This window comes from Oleiagrimonas citrea (assembly GCF_012395255.1).
In the GTDB taxonomy this organism is placed as follows: domain Bacteria; phylum Pseudomonadota; class Gammaproteobacteria; order Xanthomonadales; family Rhodanobacteraceae; genus Oleiagrimonas; species Oleiagrimonas citrea.
Map to the genome: position 1 here is coordinate 251683 of NZ_JAAZQD010000002.1, position 15927 is coordinate 267609.

The window sequence follows — 15927 nt, forward strand, 5'->3', positions numbered from 1 at the left end:
ATCCATTTTCATCCGGACCCAAGACCATGGCCGATATCAAGACTTTCAAACTGCCCGACCTCGGCGAAGGCCTGCCCGACGCCACCATCGTCGAATGGCACGTCAAGGAAGGCGACGACATCAAGCTCGATGCGCCGCTGGCCTCGATGGAAACCGCCAAGGCCGTCGTCGACGTGCCGTCTCCCTACACCGGCAAGGTGGTCAAACTGTACGGTGCCGAGGGCGACGTGATCGAGACCGGCGCCGCCCTGTGCGACTTCGAACCGGACCCGAACGCCAAGCAGCGCGCCGAATCGCAGGACACCGGCCACAGCCACGGCCCGAAGAAGAAGGCCGCCGCGCCGGCACCCGAATCCGCCCCGGCTCCCGCGCCCGCCAGCAGCGATCGCGAGGATGAGGGCACCGTGGTCGGCGCCATGACCAGCGGCAACACCGTGCATGTAGAGCAGGTCAGCAGCGCCGGTGGCGTGAAGGCCGTGCCGGCCGTGCGCGCCATGGCCAAGAAGCTCAAGGTCGACCTGACCCGCGTGCGCGCCACCGGCGACGGCGGCGTCATCACGCTGAAGGACGTCAAGCAGGCCGCCGCCGACGGCAGCGCGCCGCTGGGCGCCGCCCCGGCCCGTGCCGCCGCACCGGCGCCGGCCGCGCCCGCGCCGATGGGCAACGGTCAGCGTACCGCCGTGTCGCAGTCCGGCAAGCCGATGCGCACCGCGCCGCCGACCGTGCAGGCCACCGGCCAGCCCGAGCAGCTCAAGGGCGTGCGCCGCAACATGGCCCGCGTCATGGCCGACGCGCACGCCAACGTGGTCCCGACCACGCTGGCCGACGACGCCGATCTGCACGCCTGGATCGGCAAGCAGGACATCACCGCGCGCCTGATCCGCGCCATCGTCGCCGCCTGCAAGGCGGTGCCGGCGCTGAACGCCTGGTTCGACGGTGACAACCTGACCCGCACGCTGCACCCGCACGTGGACATCGGCATCGCCGTGGACACCGACGACGGCCTGTTCGTGCCGGCGCTGCGCAATGCCGACATGCTCGACGCCAACGGCGTGCGCCAGGGCATCAACCGCCTGCGCAACCAGGTGATGGACCGTTCGATCCCATCCTCGGAACTGTCGGGCTACACCATCAGCCTGTCCAACTTCGGCATGTTCGCCGGCCGCTACGCGACCCCGGTCGTGGTGCCGCCGTGCGTGGCCATCATCGGCGCCGGCAAGCTCAGCCACGACGTGGTGGCGGTGATGGGCGGCATCGAGGTGCATCGCCGCATGCCGATCAGCATCACCTTCGACCACCGCGCCGCCACCGGCGGCGAAGCCGCGCGCTTCCTCAAGGCGCTGCTGGACGATCTGGCGCTGCCGCAGTAACGATCGATCGCATCCCTGCACCACGCAAAGAGGGGCTTCGGCCCCTCTTTTTTTTGCTGAACCAACGCCCACCACGCGGCGCCGCACCGCCTGCGCATGACTTCCTCCACTTGAGGATATTTGCTCGCCATTCAAAGCTAGAAGGGATGTGCGCCTGCGACAGGCCACGGCTCTTTAGCGAGGATTGCGTGATGACGATACGGCTGAAAGCATGGATTGGGTGCCTGTGCATGGCAGCAGGCCTGACATTGACAGCAAGTGCAACGGCGGCATCCCCACCGACCGCCAATGGCCCGATCAAGGCCTTGATCCGCTACCCCACGATGCACGGCAACAGCGTGGTCTTCGAAGCCGGCGGCAACCTCTGGCGCACCACGATGCAGGGCGGGACCGCCACGCAGCTCACCTCCGACAGCGGCTTCGACATGGCGCCGCACTTCTCGCCGGACGGCCAATGGGTGGCCTTCACCGGCTGGTACCAGGGCAACACCGACGTGTACGTGGTTCCGGCTGCGGGTGGCGCGGTGCGGCGGCTGACGTACCACTCGATCAACCGCAAGGTCGGCGAGGGCAAGCTCCGCACGAGCCTGGACAACATCGTGCTGGGCTGGACGCCAGACGGCAAGAACGTCGTCTTCCTGTCGCGCCGCACCAGCTTCAATCCGCAGGTGATGCACGCCTTCACCGTGCCGCTGGACGGCGGCCTGCCCAAGCAGTTGCCCCTGCCCTGGACCGGCCCGCTGTCGTTCAATGCCAGCGGCACCGAGGTGGCCTACAACAAGCTCTCCCGCGTATTCCGCCCGTTCCACCGCAAACACTATTTCGGCGGTCAGGCGCAGGACATCTGGACCTACGACTTCAAGACCGGCAAAAGCCGCCAGATCACCCACTGGAAAGGCGCCGACGTGTGGCCGATGTGGCACGGCGACACGATTTATTTCACCTCCGACCGTGGCGCCAAGGGCGTGCAGAACCTGTGGTCGTATTCGTTCAGCAAGAACCAGTTCACTCAGCTGACCCACTTCGACGCCTACGACATCGACTCGCCGACACTGGGCCACGACGGCATCGCCCTGTCCGACGGCGGTGACCTGTACGTCTATACCTTCAACGACGGCCAGCTCCACCGAATCGACGTGCGCGTGCCCATGAACGACAAACACGCGCAACCGCACTGGGCCGATGCCAGCAAGACGCTCGCTGGCGCCACCATCGCACCCAGCGGCAAGCTCGCCGCATTCTCGGGACGCGGTGCGCTGTTCACCGTGCCGGCCAAGCATGGCAGCACACAGACCCTGACCCATGACCCAGCCGCCGACGAGCGCGATCCCGCCTGGTCACCCGATGGCAAGCAGATCGCCTACATCCTGGCCAAAGGCCGCAGTGACGAAATTGCCCTGCGCAATGCCACCGGCGGTGCGCCGACCCTGCTGACGCACGACTCCAAGCTCAGCTACCAGGGACCGTTGACATGGAGTCCCGACGGCCACTGGATCACCTACATTGATGCCGACGAGCATCTGTGGCTGCAGAACGTGCAAAGCGGCAAGCGCTACAAGGTGGCCACTGACCGTAGCGGCCGCGGGGCCTTCGGCGATGTCACCTGGTCGCCCGGCAGCGACTGGATCGCCTTCTCGCGCATGCTCGCTGACCGCAAACGCGGCCTGTTCCTTTACCACGTGACCGACCACAGCCTGCACGGCATCAGCAGCGGTCAGTTCGACGACGACGCACCGGCCTTCTCGACGGACGGCAAGTACCTGTTCTTCGCCTCCGACCGCCTGGTCAATCTGGCCGGCGGCACGAGCGACTGGAGCAGCACGACCAATCTCGACAGCAGCGGCCTGTATGCCGCGACCCTGGACAAAGACACGGCTTCACCGCTGGCGCCACGTCAGCCCAAGGCCGCCGGCCAGCCCACCGACAAACCCAAGAAGAACGACAAGAAAAAGGCATCGACGCATACCGGGCCGCTGCACATCGACCTCGCAGGACTGATGTCTCGCGCCGTGCAGTTGCCGGTACCGGCAACCAATATCGACCGAGTACGCGCGGCCAAGGGCGTGGTCTATTACAGCACCCAGCCCAACTACGTCCTCGGCGGTCATCTCACTGGCGAGAAGCCGCAACTGCGCGCCTACGATCTGGACAAGCGCAAGGACCTGACCCTGGACGACGGCGGCCAGGACCTGACCCTGTCCGCGGATGACTCGACCCTGATGTATGAGTCCAAGGGACATTGGGTGCTGCGTCCCACCAGCTTCGACAAGAAAGCCAAGACGCAAAAACTAGACCTTTCGCACATGCGCCGTTGGGTCCAACCGCGAGCCGAATGGGCGACGATTTTCGGCGAATCCTGGCGCGACGTGCGCGATTATTTCCTCAATCCGCAACTGGTCAAGGCCCACTGGGACGCCATGGGACAGCGTTACGGAAAGCTGCTGCCCCGGGCCACCAGCCGCAATGACGTCAACTGGCTGATCGGCAACATGATCGCCACCTTCGGCGAGAGCCACATGTATGTCGGCGGCGGTGACCAGGGCTGGAAGAGCCCGGCCTCGGAGACCGCCGACCTGGGCGCCGATTTCGCCCTCGACACGGCCTCCGGTCGCTACAAGCTGGCGCGCATCTATCATGGCGACAACACCCTCCCCGGCTACCGGGCGCCGCTGGCGCAGCCGGGCCTGAAGGTGTCCACCGGCGACTACGTGCTGGCCATCAACGGCCAATCGCTGAAAGCGCCGATGAACCCCTACGCGCTGCTCAATGGCACGTACGGCACCACCGTCAGCTTGCGGCTGTCACGCCACGCTTCGGGCCGTCAGGCCTGGACCATCCACGTCAAGCCGATCGCCAATGCCGAAAAACTGCACCTGTTGGCGTGGATTCGGCATAACCGCGAGATGGTCAGCAAGCTCTCCAACGGCAAGGTCGGCTATGTGTACCTGAACGACTTCGAAGCCACCGGCGCACACGAGTTCATTCGCCAGTACGCCAGCCAGATGCACAAGCAGGGCATCGTCTTCGACGACCGCTGGAACCTGGGCGGCTCGGACGCGCTGGAAATGAGCGTGTTCTCGCGCATCGCGCGCAAGCTGACCAACATGTTCGCCACCCGCCTTGGCTGGACCTTCACCGGACCCACGGCGTCCTACGGCTACAAGGCGCTGATCTACAACCGCGGCTCGGCCTCAAACGGCGACATGTTCCCCTACATGTTCAAGCAGGCGCATCTGGGTCCGATCATCGGCGATCGCAGCTGGGCCGGCGTGCGCGGCTACGACGGTCCGTTCAGCCTGCTCGATGGCGGCCACCTGACGGTGTCGGACAACGCCATGTATTCGCTGCACTCCAAATGGGTGGTGGAGAACATCGGCGTGGAACCTGACGTCACCGTGCACGACAAGCCGGGCCAGCTCAACCGCGGCCACGACGCCCAGTTGCAGACAGCGGTCGACATGCTGATGAAGAAGATCAAGGCCGCACCGCGCACGCTGCCGGCGCCGCCGCCGTGGACACCGGCCTTCCCGAAGCAGCCGGTCTATCCCCAGTGCACCGACCACATGAACCACACCACCTGCGGCTGACAAGCCGCACCCGCGATGCCGGTAGCAGGAACAGGCGCCGGCATGCAGCCACGAAAAAGGGGCGCCGATGCGCCCCTTTTTTCTTGTCCGGAACGGGAATCGCCGGAGTCAAGCCGAGGGCCGTCCCCAGCGCATCCGGCGCAGCCACAGCCCGAGGAACAGCACCAGGGAGAATCCGCCGTAGGCATACAGCACCGGCGCCACCATTTGCCAGACACCGACCCGGCCGGGTCGTGCAGGATCGGCCGCCGCCATGAAACCGTAGCGAGTCAGTGCATAGGCGACCACGATAGCCGCGATCAGCACGCCGGCATCGAACAGGCGACGACCCACGGTGCGCGGCAGGGATTTCGGAAAACGCCAGTAGGCCCAGGCCAGGATGAGCAACCACGGCCCCAACAGGATCAGGCCGAGATACTCCATCAGTCCTTGCCCTCGGCCGCCAGCGCGGCCAGTTCGGCACGCAGGCGATCCATGCCGGCATCGCGCGCCGAGGCGTCGGCGAAAACCGGACTTTCGGCCACCGACTCGCCGTTGAGCGTGACCACGAACGAGCCTTCGGCCGGCGCGATGGCGAGCGTCTCGCCCATGGCCATGATTTCCTGGATGCAGGCACCGGCGGCCTTCGGGTCGGCGAAGCCGCGCGAAAGCGCCAGCTCTTCGCCATCCGCGGCCAGGATGCGGAAACGGAAGCTGCCGTCCTTCTCGCGGAAACTGACCATGCGCAGCTGCTTGCCCTTCTTCTTGCGCTTTTCCTTCTTCGCGGGCGCCTGAACGGCACCGCGGCCGAGACCGACCGCTTCACGCAGGGTTTCCAGCAGCGGCTCGGACGTCTTACGCGCGCGCGTGGCGCCGGCCATGAGGATCTCCTCGACCTCGTTCGGATGCGCCATCAGATGCGCATAGCGATCACGCATCGGCGCCAGCTCGGCGTCAATGCGATCGAACAGGCGCTGCTTGGCATCGCCCCAACCCAGACCGCCCTCAAGATCGGCGCGGAACGCCGCGGTCTCGTCCGGCTCAGCAAAGGCGCGGAAGATGGTGAACAGCGCCGAGCCGTCGGCATCCTTGGGTTCGCCCGGCTCACGCGAATCGGTGACGATGCGCATGATGGCCGCGCGCGTAGCCTTGGCGCCGCCCTCGAACAGCGGAATGGTGTTGTCGTAGCTCTTGGACATCTTGCGGCCGTCCAGGCCCGGCAGCGTCGCCACGTGCTCCTCGATGGCCGCCTCGGGCAGGACGAAGAACTCCTTCCCGTACAGATGATTGAAGCGCTGTGCGATGTCGCGCGCCATCTCGATGTGCTGCACCTGATCGCGACCGACCGGTACCCGGTTGGCGTTGAACGCGAGAATATCGGCCGCCATCAGCACCGGGTACATGTACAGACCCGCGGTCACACCGGCGTCCGGGTCCTCGCCGGAGACCGTGTTGGCGTCCACTGCCGCCTTGTAGGCGTGCGCGCGGTTGAGCAGGCCCTTGGCGGTGACGCAGGTCAGCAGCCAGGTCAGCTCGGGAATTTCGGGAATGTCGGACTGGCGATAGATCGTCGCCTTGTCCGGGTCCAGGCCACAGGCCAGCCACGTCGCGGCGATGGCCAGACGCGAGTGCTGCACGCGCGCCGGGTCGTCGCACTTGATCAGCGCGTGGTAGTCGGCCATGAAGTAGAAGGCGTCCACATCCTCGCGCTGACTGGCGGCCACGGCGGGGCGGATCGCGCCCACGTAGTTGCCAAGATGTGGAATGCCACTGGTGGTGATGCCGGTCAGAACTCGCATAATCATGCTGCGTCGCGCAAACAGCCGTTGAGTTTACGGCATACCATGGTCCATGCAATCGCCGCGCGGTTGCGATCCGAAGCAGTCCTTGTATCCACGTCGTTTCCACCACCGGGAGATTCACGATGGCAGGCAAGTTCGAACTGTTCACCGCCAAGAACGGCAAGACCCACTTCCACCTCAAGGCCGGCAACGGCGAGGTCATTCTGGCCAGCCAGGGCTACGCCTCGCGCAGCGGCGCGCGCAACGGCATCGAGTCGGTGCGCAAGAACGCCGGCGACGCCAAGCGTTTCGAGAAGAAGACGGCCAAGAACGGCAAGCACTACTTCGTGCTGAAGGCGCGCAACAGCCAGGTCATCGGCAACAGCGAGATGTACGAGACCGAGCGCGCGCGCGACAACGGCATTGCTTCGGTTTCCAAGAACGCGCCGGGCGCCAAGCTGGCCGACGGCTGATCGCACCGCACGACAGGGGCTTGGCGCGGCGCTCTGGACAGAGCGCCGCGCATGCGGCTGCGCAGATCAGCCGCGGATCAGCGTGGACTTGCCGAACAGGCTCTCGACCAGGTCCACGGCCACTTCCGCCGTGCGGTTGTGGTCGTCGTAGGCCGGATTCAGCTCGACCACGTCGAGCGATCCCATGCGCCCGGTGTCGGCGATCATCTCCATGCACAGCTGCGCTTCGCGGTAGTTCGGCCCGCCCTGCACCGTGGTGCCCACGCCCGGCGCGATCGACGGATCGAGGAAATCGACGTCGAAGCTGACATGCAGGTGCGTGTTCTTGTCCAGACCGGTCAGCGCCTCTTCCATTGCGCGCTTCATGCCGAACTCGTCGATGTAGCGCATGTCGTACACCTCCAGCCCGGCCTCGTGGACGAACTTCTTCTCGCCCTCGTCAACCGAACGGATGCCGATCTGCCGCACCATCGACGGATCGATCGCCGGCTTGCTGCCGCCCAGTTCGGTCAGGCCCTTCGGGCCGTGCCCGCACAGGCACGCCACCGGCATGCCGTGGATGTTGCCCGACGGCGTCAGCTCGCTGGTGTTGAAGTCGGTGTGCGCGTCCAGCCAGAGAATGCGCAGCTTGCGCCCCTGCTCGCGGCAGTAGCGCGCCACGGCGGTGATCGAACCGGTCGCCAGGCAGTGGTCGCCGCCCATCATGATCGGCAGGCGCCCCTCGCTCAGCTCGGCGTAGACCGCCTCCATGGTCAGCCGATTCCATTCGATGACGCCGTCCAGATGACGGTAGCCATCCTCCGGCGGCAGCCACGGATTGACCGGGCCGCTGAGATTGCCGCGATCGGCCACTTCCAGGCCGCGCGCGCGCAGCACCTTGTCAATGTCGGCCACGCGCAGGGCATCCGGCCCCATCAGCGCGCCACGATGGCCGGCGCCGATGTCGGTGGGTACGCCAATCAGCGAAATGGGCGGAAATCGGTTCATGAAACCTCCATGGATCTGGGTTTGCGCGGCGCGTCGGCAACCGCGTCATAGCCGTTCATTATAAAGCACCCGTCTCCACGACCTCCCGACACAGCACGCGCACAGCGCGTGGCGGCGAGGACTGACGTATCATCACCCTTGCCCGGGGAGTCGAGGAGCCATCATGAAACGCCTGCTGTCGTTCCTGTACACGGTCGGCACGATCGCGACCTTCGTCTACCTGATGTTCTTCGACAAACACGGCCTCTACCAAGGCTGGAACTGGTTCATCAAGATTCCACTGAACGTGTTCCTGGCCAGCATCTGGCCCCTGTACTGGGTCGCGGCGTACTTCCTGCACTGGATTCCGTGGTTCCACTGAGAACACGGATTCAGCAAAGCGCTGCTGGAAAACGTGGAGCGCGGCACTGAACACGCGTCCTCACGCCCTCTGCTCGAACATGGTGCCGGCACTCCGACTCGAACGGAGGACCTACCGCTTACAAGGCGGTTGCTCTACCAACTGAGCTATGCCGGCACGGCTATAAATGCTTGATGATTCTAGCATTAATTGTCTTTCTTGCTATCCGCCACAAAAGCTGGGACATTTCTGAGACAAATGGACCGGCAATAGCACTCGCATAGCGCGGGGTAGGATACAGCATGCCAAGGCAGCAGAAGAACCGGCGGGGCGTGCGCGGCGTCTACGAGCGCACTGATGGCCGCCCGAGGTTTGAGGTTCGCATACGCTGGACGGACCCCGACGGGCGCAAGCGATACCTGCCAACAGTGCGTTACCCGTTCGACCCCGACATGCCGGGCGACAAGGGCAAAGCGCTGGCCAACGCTGAAGCCTACGCGGCGCGCGAGTGGGCAGCGCTGCACAAACACGACAAGCCCGCCGCTGAGCTTCCCGATCATCTGACATTTGGCGATCTTGTTAAGCGCTACTTCAACGAACTCACAGCGAAGAAAGAAGCCAACGCGGGCGCGCTGAACCATTACGACAAGAACGCGCTCAGCATCGCGCGGATGCTGCTAGGGCTGGCAACTACAGGCGAGAACACGGGCAAGACGCGGTTTGAAGAGCTGAGGCGGTTGCGCCTCACAGACCTCAAGCCGGCCCACTTCGCCGGCCACCCCGACGCCCTGGCGCTCAAGCTGCGAGGACGCGGAGGCGGTCCGGCTTCGGCGGACAGCGTGCGGCATGTCATCAGCTTTTGCTCCAAGCTGTTTCAGCGAGCGCGCACGGAGTGGGACATACCCTGCGCGAACCCCTGCGCAGATTGGAAAGCGCTGGACCTGCCCAGCCCGCACACAGGCAGAGAGCGCACGCTTGAGGCGGACGAAGAAGCGCGCATAAGCGAAGCCTTGGCGCGCTCCAACATCCACGGCGGCACCAAAGCCGCCCTGCTCTTCTGTCGCCACACGGCGGCCCGCAGGGGCGAGGCGGTCAAGCTCGATTGGCCAGATATCGACCTTGAGGCGGGTGTTGCGCACTTGCGCGACACGAAGACGAAGAACAAGCAAAAGCCGGGCTACCGCCCGAAAAACCGCCGCGTCCCATTCGGCCCAGATGTGCGCGACATGCTCGAAATGCTCAAACGAGAGCAGCAAGAAGCAGGGCACTACAGCGACGCCGCACCAGTGTTTCAAACCAGCGCGGGCGAGCGCGTTGCGGCTGACACGCTCAGCCAAGCGTGGACACGTATTTGCGCGCAAGCGGGCGTTGAGGGCGTGCGCCTGCACGACTTGAGGCATACGCGAATCACTGAAATCGCTGGCGTGCTGAACCCGCTGGAAGCGGCGAAAATCAGCGGTCACGATGACCTGAAGATGTTGGCCCGCTACTTCAACGCGAAGGCCGAGGATTTGGGCGCGAAACTCTACGCGGGCGAGAGCCAGCGCAAGGGCAAAAGCGCGCCACCAGGTGCTGGGGGCGACTTGGTCGGCGCGCTGGCGGCGCTTGATGAGGTGGGGTTCAATGAAACGCTGGCGGCGGCGCTTTTGGCGCGGGCGAAGTAGCTCTCAGGCATCCGCGCCGGCTTCTCTCCTACTCCTGATATGTTCTTGCCAGCGATGCAGGCTTGCGAACGGTTCTTGCAGGATTTCAGAGACTTCTTCCCTAGTATTGACTGAAATTTTGGCCGCTATTGCTAGGGAGAAATTCGCAAAGCCCACGGCGTTGTCCAAGGTGTTCCACATTACCTCGGGCCCTGCGTGGAAACCGACGAGACCATCTGGACCCGAATAAAGGTTTATGAGGGCATGGCCGCCATGGATTAAGGGATTTAGGTTTTGTGCGGAATTTCGGACTATTCGCGGCAACCTTCCTTCGACTTCTTCGTCTAGCTGAGGTTCTACAATCTCAGCCAATTCATTGAGGGTCATTGGATAGGTTTTGCCGTTTGCTCGCGGTCGGCAGCGCAATTTGTCATTGCGGATGAAAAATTCGACTTCTTCCTCAGACGCTGGCCCTGCAAAAAAGGCCGCGCGGAGTAATTGCTCAAGCTGCATGCGGTGCAAGCTTAAGGCTGGTGCGCCAAGGTCCAAGTAGCAGTCCGCTGCCAGAATGGTGATGGCTCTGCCATAGTCAACTGAAGCACGAGAGAGCTTGGCGGCTAAATCAATTCGCGGGTTTCTCGCGCCATATGAAAATCGATTCATTGCCGCTGGTATCGTTTCGATGTGTTCCATGGCGCGATTTGCAACATCCCTCACGATTTCGATGTTGTCTGGCATCTCTTGCTCCTCCCATAATTGAGCGCTGAACAGTTCTGCCACATTGTCAGCTTGCAAGCCTACCAAGGCCCAAGTGTTCGCACCCGCATCACGAAAAAAAGGCCCGCATTAGCGGGCCCTTTGCTTGGAGTGGTGAAGCGTCACAGCATCGACCACGAACCCATCGCCTGCAACGCGGACCAGTTCGAGCAGCCCCCAGCGTTGCAGGCGCGCAGTTGTTCGCAGCGCGGGCGAAGGCGTAAGCGCGCCGCCACAGCTGGTCGCGCGTGCTGAACTCCACCCACCATCACCCGCCGCAGCCTTGCGCCTGTCGTGGGCCATCATCGCTTCGCGTCGGCATGAGCAAGGCGCAGGGCCTCGTCCACGTTGTTCCCGCCTTCCATCGACCGCAGTGCGGTCGCTTCCAGGTGCTGTCTGCCTTTCCCGCTTCGCTCTTGTCGGACCCACGGCGCAATCCCGCGTCGGGGAGACAAGACATGGGCATCGCCAAAGACAGCGCCGGCAACTACCGCCTCACCGGCAAGACCACCGAAACGGACATACTCGCAGCCGCCGAACAGTTCCTCCGCAGCAAGCTCGAACGGCTCGGGGCCATCTCAGACCCCGCCGATGCCGCCGACTTTCTCCGCATGCGCATAGCGGGTCTGCCTCACGAGGAATTTCACGTCCTCTGGCTCGACAATCGCCACCGCATTCTTGACTGCCAGCGGCTCTTTAACGGCACCGTTGACGGTGCCTCAGTCCATCCCCGTGAAGTGGTGCGCGCTGCCCTTGAGTGCAACGCAGCCGCCGCCATCCTGGCCCACAACCACCCCAGCGGGATGGCCGAACCCAGTCGCGCCGATCGCAACATCACAGAGGAGCTTCGCTCTGCGCTGAAGCTGGTGGGCGTTCGCATCCTTGACCACATCGTGGTCGGGACCGAAGGCTGCACCAGCATGGCGAGCCGGGGCCTCATTTGAGGCCCAACCAGCACACAAGAAGGGGGCCGCTTTCGCGGCCCCCGGTTGCTGTCTTCCACCTTGCTCGGTGGCAAAATGACTTGCCGAATCTTTCGGTTTCGTCTGTTACTTCTAAGCCTCCCATGCGGAGGAAAAACAGGACAGCAAAACCAGCGGCGGGGCGCTTAGCAGTGGTTCCAAGAGCACATCGCGCCAAGCGTTGACCAGTCCGAACAGCCGCCCGCGTTGCAGGCCCGAACCCAGTATTTGACTGGGTAAGTCACGACGCCGGAGGTGCAAGAGCTGATCGAGAGTGTGCCAGCAATGTAAGAGTCGCTGTATTTCAAATGAGACTCAGGCACGAACATCGTTGAAGCGGCTTGCGACCAACTCGACGCGCTGACGCTGTGCGAATGCGCTGGAGCCGTGGCAGTGGGCTGACAAGAGACGCCGACTTCATACGAAGAGGCTGTTGAAGTCGTCGGCGTAATGTCGATTTCTCCGCCCCACATCGCCAACTTGAGCGACACATTCGAAGGCAACGGCGTGGCGCTCTTGCAGGTGTTGCTTGTCGTTTGCCAGCTATAAGGCGCGCCGCTGCTCGTTGTCGTGCTTGTGCTCGTGCTGGGCGAACCCCACGCGCCCGCCGGGCAGGTGGTTTGTTGGTAGGTGTCGGCGTAGACAGTCGCAAACTGCGTTTGCGTCTTGCTGCCAGTGTAGCCGCTCGGGCAAGAAGCGCTTTGCGTTTTGCCGGTGCTCTGTGTGCCTGTGGCCTTCTGACTCACGAGCGTATTGCCAGCCACGCAAGTGGCGGGCGGCGTGGCCGTGGCTGGTGCCAGCGCGGGGGCGGGGGCGCTGAGAGACGCGGATGAAATTTGGCCAGCTTGCGCGCTTGCTGAGCCGACCGCTGGCGGTGCCGTGGCGTATGCGACGACTTGCGGCGCTGCTGGCTGTGCGACAGCGAGAGCGCCAACGGACGTGTTCTGAAGCGGCGGGAGAGAGGCGGAAAGTGGCTGAGGCTGCGCCGGCAGCGTGCCGCCGTTCCCGCTGCCCAGCGGAGTGGCTGAGGCAGCTTGCGGCGCGTTAGCTTTCGAAGTTAGAACGATGGTGTTCACGTCTTTGCTGCAAGCGTCAGCAGCAGCGGGCGCGGTGTAAGTGAGCAAGTCTGACTTCACGGCCTTGCCGTTCACACTGACAGCACCAAAGCCGCTCTGTGTCTGTGCCACGACACCCGCGCAGTTGGCGCGGGGCACTTGCGTCGTCGTCAGAGTGAACGCCGCGCCCGCGCTGGCCGGCTCAAGCGTGATTGCGCCGCCGAAGCGGTTCACGAGCGCGTCGCCGTTCGGCGCGATGTTTGCAGAGTCAAAGCGGGGGCCGGCGTGCAGCAAGTCAGACGCGCTCAAGCCGTCGTAGTTTCCGCCAGCGTCGTAAACAGCGTGAACGGCTTGCGCGATGCTCTGCACGCTTTGCGCGCTTTCGTGCGTTTGCGTGTTTCTGCTCGCATGAATGTAAGCAGTCAGCGCGCCAACGCCAACAGCGGCAACAATGCCGCTGACGATCAGCAGTTCAACGAGTGTGTAGCCGCGCGAGGGGCGTGTGATTTTGTTTTTCGTTTTCATGTCTTCCTCCTTTTTATTTTTATGAAGACTCATTTATTCATAACAGTTTTAGAAGCGTTGACAAGAGGGAAACGCGCGTTAGAGTGAAGAAGCAAAGTGGTTTACTCCTTTCCCCGCTTTGCTCATGTGAGGGTGGTTTGAAAGTTTACCCACCAGAGAACGAACCCCGCCCCCAAGGCGGGGTTTTTTGTGCCTTTGATGGGGGTTTCACCACCCAACCCCCAAGCTATTTGGAAAATGGGAGAGCGCTAACGCGCTGAGGTGCGATTGAAAGCGTGACGAAGCGCACAAGAAAAGCCGAAAACAAAGCCAAAGTGTCCGGGGTGTCCGGGGTCGATTTTTACCCCGGACGGGCTGAAAGCCTTATAAACACTGGATTTGTCCAGGGTGTCCGGGGTGTCCGGGCCTAACAACTTATTACGCGGGCGCGCCCGCGCCCGCGCATGCGCATGCGCATACAAAAGTTAAAACGGGTGGACACCCCGGACACCCCGGACGAAGTCAACAACGGCGCGGGTTTCGAAGGTGTCCGGGGTGGTTTACATACCCGGACACCCCGGACGCATTACAGAAAGAAAGAAAATTAAATTATTTTCACAAATGGGGTTGACATACTATTTTGGTGGGTTATCGGTATATATACCAAAACCTGAAAATAAGGGGAAAGAAATGAAACAAATTCAAAAGCATCAATATGCAAGATTGACAGTGTGTGTCTCTGCACCCGTGCGCGCTGCGATTATAAAGAAGGCGGCATCGGCTGGGCAGTCGGTCAGCGAGTATTTGCGCGGAGTGCTCGCGCAACAGACAGAAAAGAAGAAGCACTAAAACAAAAACCCCGCCAATGCGGGCGGGGTCAACAATCAAATAAAGGAAAAACTATGTCTAAACAACAGAATACACAACAAAACAATGTTGTCAACATCAATCACCCACAAAAACAAACGCTAAATAGACGCGGGATGGAATACAAAACAGAAGCACGATTTGCCGGGGATTGCCTCGCCGGGCTTGTTGCCGGGAGGCTGGCTGGTGAACTCGATATTGCTTACAAGTGGGCCGGCTCGCACTGGTCAGCGCTGCCGATGAAAGGAAAAGGCAGCTTGGTGGATGCTGCGTTCAAATGGCTTCTTTCTGAAAGCAGCGACAAGGCAGACAAGAACACAGCGACAACCTGCGCAGATACAGCGATTCTTGAACTGCGCAACGATGCGCCGCTCCCTCAGCGCGACGTGCGCCGCACGCTGATTCCATGCAACGATGCCACGCTTGAAATCCTGCCGAACGGTACGATTCACGCACATGCGCCAGACCCCACCTTTGGCCTGACCTATGCCATCGCAGCCACTACGCACGCCAAGCACGGACAGCAATACCAGCCCCAACCCGTCCCCGCCGACTCGCTCTTTGGACGCTTCCTTGCGCGCTGCCTTCCGGAGGAAGACTTGCAATCCTTCGTCCAGGAGCAGGCCGGCGCGTCGTTGTTGCCGCGCGTCTTCTCTCATGCGGCGTGGTGGGTCGGCAGTGGCGCGAACGGCAAGAGCACCTTGGCCGAGCTGGTCAAGCGTTTTCATGCGCGCTCTTGTTCGCTGTCGCTGCATGAAATCGGCGACCGCTTCGCTCTTGAAAAAATCGTTGGCGCGTCGCTCTTCTACACTGACGAAGTCAGCGACGGAAAGTGGAACGAGGGCGTTTTCAAGTCGCTGGTTGCCGGCCAGTCGTTGAGCATTGAGCGCAAGCACCGCGATGCGGTCGAATACAAGCCAGCGGCCAAATGGCTCATCTGTTCCAATTCGCTGCCTTTCGTTCGGGACAACTCAGACGGCGTCTGGCGGCGAATCGGTGTTGTGCCGTTCCGGCACACAGTGCCCGAGCATGAGCAAAACGACATGCTCGTTGACGACATATTCGAGCAAGAAGCGGCCATTGTGTTGGACTGGCTGCTCGCTGGGGCTGTGCGCGTCGTCATGCGCGGGCGCATGCTTGCGCGGCACGAATGGCCTGAGCTGTGCGTCCAAGCCATCACTAAGGCTAAGAACTTGGACAGCGTGGAAGCGTGGCGCGTGGCGCAGGTCGTCGAATGCACGAACAGGACTGACACGCCGAAGGCTGAGGTCTTCGCCGCTTATGCGCGCTTCTGTGCAGAGACGGGGGCCGAACCGCTCAAAGAGTCTGTGTTCTGGAGCAAGCTGAGCCGCAAGCCAGACTTCGCAAACAAGCTCACAGAGCGGAAAGGCACGGTGAACGGCAAGCGGGCGCGGCTGGTCAATGTAAGTTACGACGAAGACCACGACCCAGCCGCGACCAGCACGGAGGCCCCAGCACCTGCCAAGGCGGAAGAGTTGCCCGGTGTGGTTTGGGCAGAGAGTGACGACTTGTTCAACGAGCTGGCCAGCCTGCCGACGCCCGCCCGCTGCACGCGCTCGGAAGCTTCAAGCAACGAAACGCGCCACTGAGCGCGCAAGCGTT

The 15927-nt window shown here is 62.7% G+C and carries 13 protein-coding genes and 1 tRNA gene; 8 read left to right on the forward strand and 6 right to left on the reverse strand.

The genetic code is table 11. The features are described from left to right. Positions 1-26 precede the first annotated feature (26 nt). Both HF690_RS05100 and HF690_RS05105 read left to right on the forward strand, forming a co-directional pair. Entirely contained in the window at positions 27-1370 is a 1344-nt protein-coding gene (locus tag HF690_RS05100) for a dihydrolipoamide acetyltransferase family protein (RefSeq protein ID WP_113064325.1), read from the forward strand. A gap of 230 nt (positions 1371-1600) precedes the next feature. Further along, positions 1601-4957 carry a S41 family peptidase gene (locus HF690_RS05105; RefSeq protein ID WP_168608681.1) on the forward strand — a complete coding sequence of 1119 codons (3357 nt, stop codon included), beginning with the start codon at positions 1601-1603 and terminating at the stop codon, positions 4955-4957. Positions 4958-5065: 108 nt separating this feature from the next. Here HF690_RS05105 and HF690_RS05110 read toward each other — a convergent pair whose 3' ends face one another. Further along, entirely contained in the window at positions 5066-5380 is a 315-nt protein-coding gene (locus tag HF690_RS05110; protein ID WP_113064323.1) for a hypothetical protein, read from the reverse strand. Next, entirely contained in the window at positions 5380-6741 is a 1362-nt protein-coding gene (locus tag HF690_RS05115) for a tryptophan--tRNA ligase (RefSeq protein ID WP_168608682.1), read from the reverse strand. The genes HF690_RS05110 and HF690_RS05115 overlap by 1 nt, the downstream gene beginning before the upstream one ends. A gap of 119 nt (positions 6742-6860) precedes the next feature. Here HF690_RS05115 and HF690_RS05120 point away from each other — a divergent pair, with 119 nt between their 5' ends. Beyond that, positions 6861-7190, forward strand: a complete 330-nt coding sequence (locus HF690_RS05120) for a YegP family protein (protein ID WP_113064321.1) — start codon at positions 6861-6863, stop codon at positions 7188-7190. Positions 7191-7256: 66 nt separating this feature from the next. On the opposite strand, the gene rocF is transcribed toward HF690_RS05120, so the two are convergent. Next, positions 7257-8177 carry an arginase gene (gene rocF / locus HF690_RS05125; RefSeq protein WP_168608683.1) on the reverse strand — a complete coding sequence of 307 codons (921 nt, stop codon included), beginning with the start codon at positions 8175-8177 and terminating at the stop codon, positions 7257-7259. 163 nt (positions 8178-8340) lie between these two features. On the opposite strand from rocF, the gene HF690_RS05130 reads away from it, so the two are divergent. Next, positions 8341-8538 carry a hypothetical protein gene (locus HF690_RS05130; protein ID WP_168608684.1) on the forward strand — a complete coding sequence of 66 codons (198 nt, stop codon included), beginning with the start codon at positions 8341-8343 and terminating at the stop codon, positions 8536-8538. 80 nt (positions 8539-8618) lie between these two features. Here HF690_RS05130 and HF690_RS05135 read toward each other — a convergent pair. Next, a tRNA-Thr gene (locus tag HF690_RS05135) sits at positions 8619-8694 on the reverse strand. Positions 8695-8819: 125 nt separating this feature from the next. On the opposite strand from HF690_RS05135, the gene HF690_RS05140 reads away from it, so the two are divergent. After that, positions 8820-10181, forward strand: a complete 1362-nt coding sequence (locus HF690_RS05140; RefSeq protein WP_168608685.1) for a tyrosine-type recombinase/integrase — start codon at positions 8820-8822, stop codon at positions 10179-10181. 3 nt (positions 10182-10184) lie between these two features. On the opposite strand, the gene HF690_RS05145 is transcribed toward HF690_RS05140, so the two are convergent. After that, a complete protein-coding gene (locus HF690_RS05145) occupies positions 10185-10898 on the reverse strand; it encodes a DUF6988 family protein (protein ID WP_168608686.1) in 714 nt (237 codons plus the stop codon). A gap of 476 nt (positions 10899-11374) precedes the next feature. On the opposite strand from HF690_RS05145, the gene HF690_RS05150 reads away from it, so the two are divergent. Further along, complete coding sequence (locus tag HF690_RS05150) at positions 11375-11860, forward strand: JAB domain-containing protein (protein WP_168608687.1); 486 nt, start codon at positions 11375-11377, stop codon at positions 11858-11860. 164 nt (positions 11861-12024) lie between these two features. Here HF690_RS05150 and HF690_RS05155 read toward each other — a convergent pair whose 3' ends face one another. Beyond that, the gene (locus HF690_RS05155) at positions 12025-13491 is read right to left on the reverse strand and encodes a type 4 pilus major pilin (RefSeq protein ID WP_168608688.1); all 1467 of its coding nucleotides are present in this window, start codon (positions 13489-13491) and stop codon (positions 12025-12027) included. 501 nt (positions 13492-13992) lie between these two features. Between HF690_RS05155 and HF690_RS05160 the strand changes: the two genes are divergently transcribed. Together HF690_RS05160 and HF690_RS05165 are read left to right on the forward strand one after the other, a co-directional pair. Continuing rightward, complete coding sequence (locus HF690_RS05160; protein WP_168608689.1) at positions 13993-14286, forward strand: hypothetical protein; 294 nt, start codon at positions 13993-13995, stop codon at positions 14284-14286. Positions 14287-14339: 53 nt separating this feature from the next. Beyond that, positions 14340-15914, forward strand: coding sequence for a DNA primase family protein (locus HF690_RS05165; protein WP_168608690.1), 1575 nt, complete (start codon positions 14340-14342; stop codon positions 15912-15914). The last annotated feature ends 13 nt before the right edge of the window (positions 15915-15927 follow it).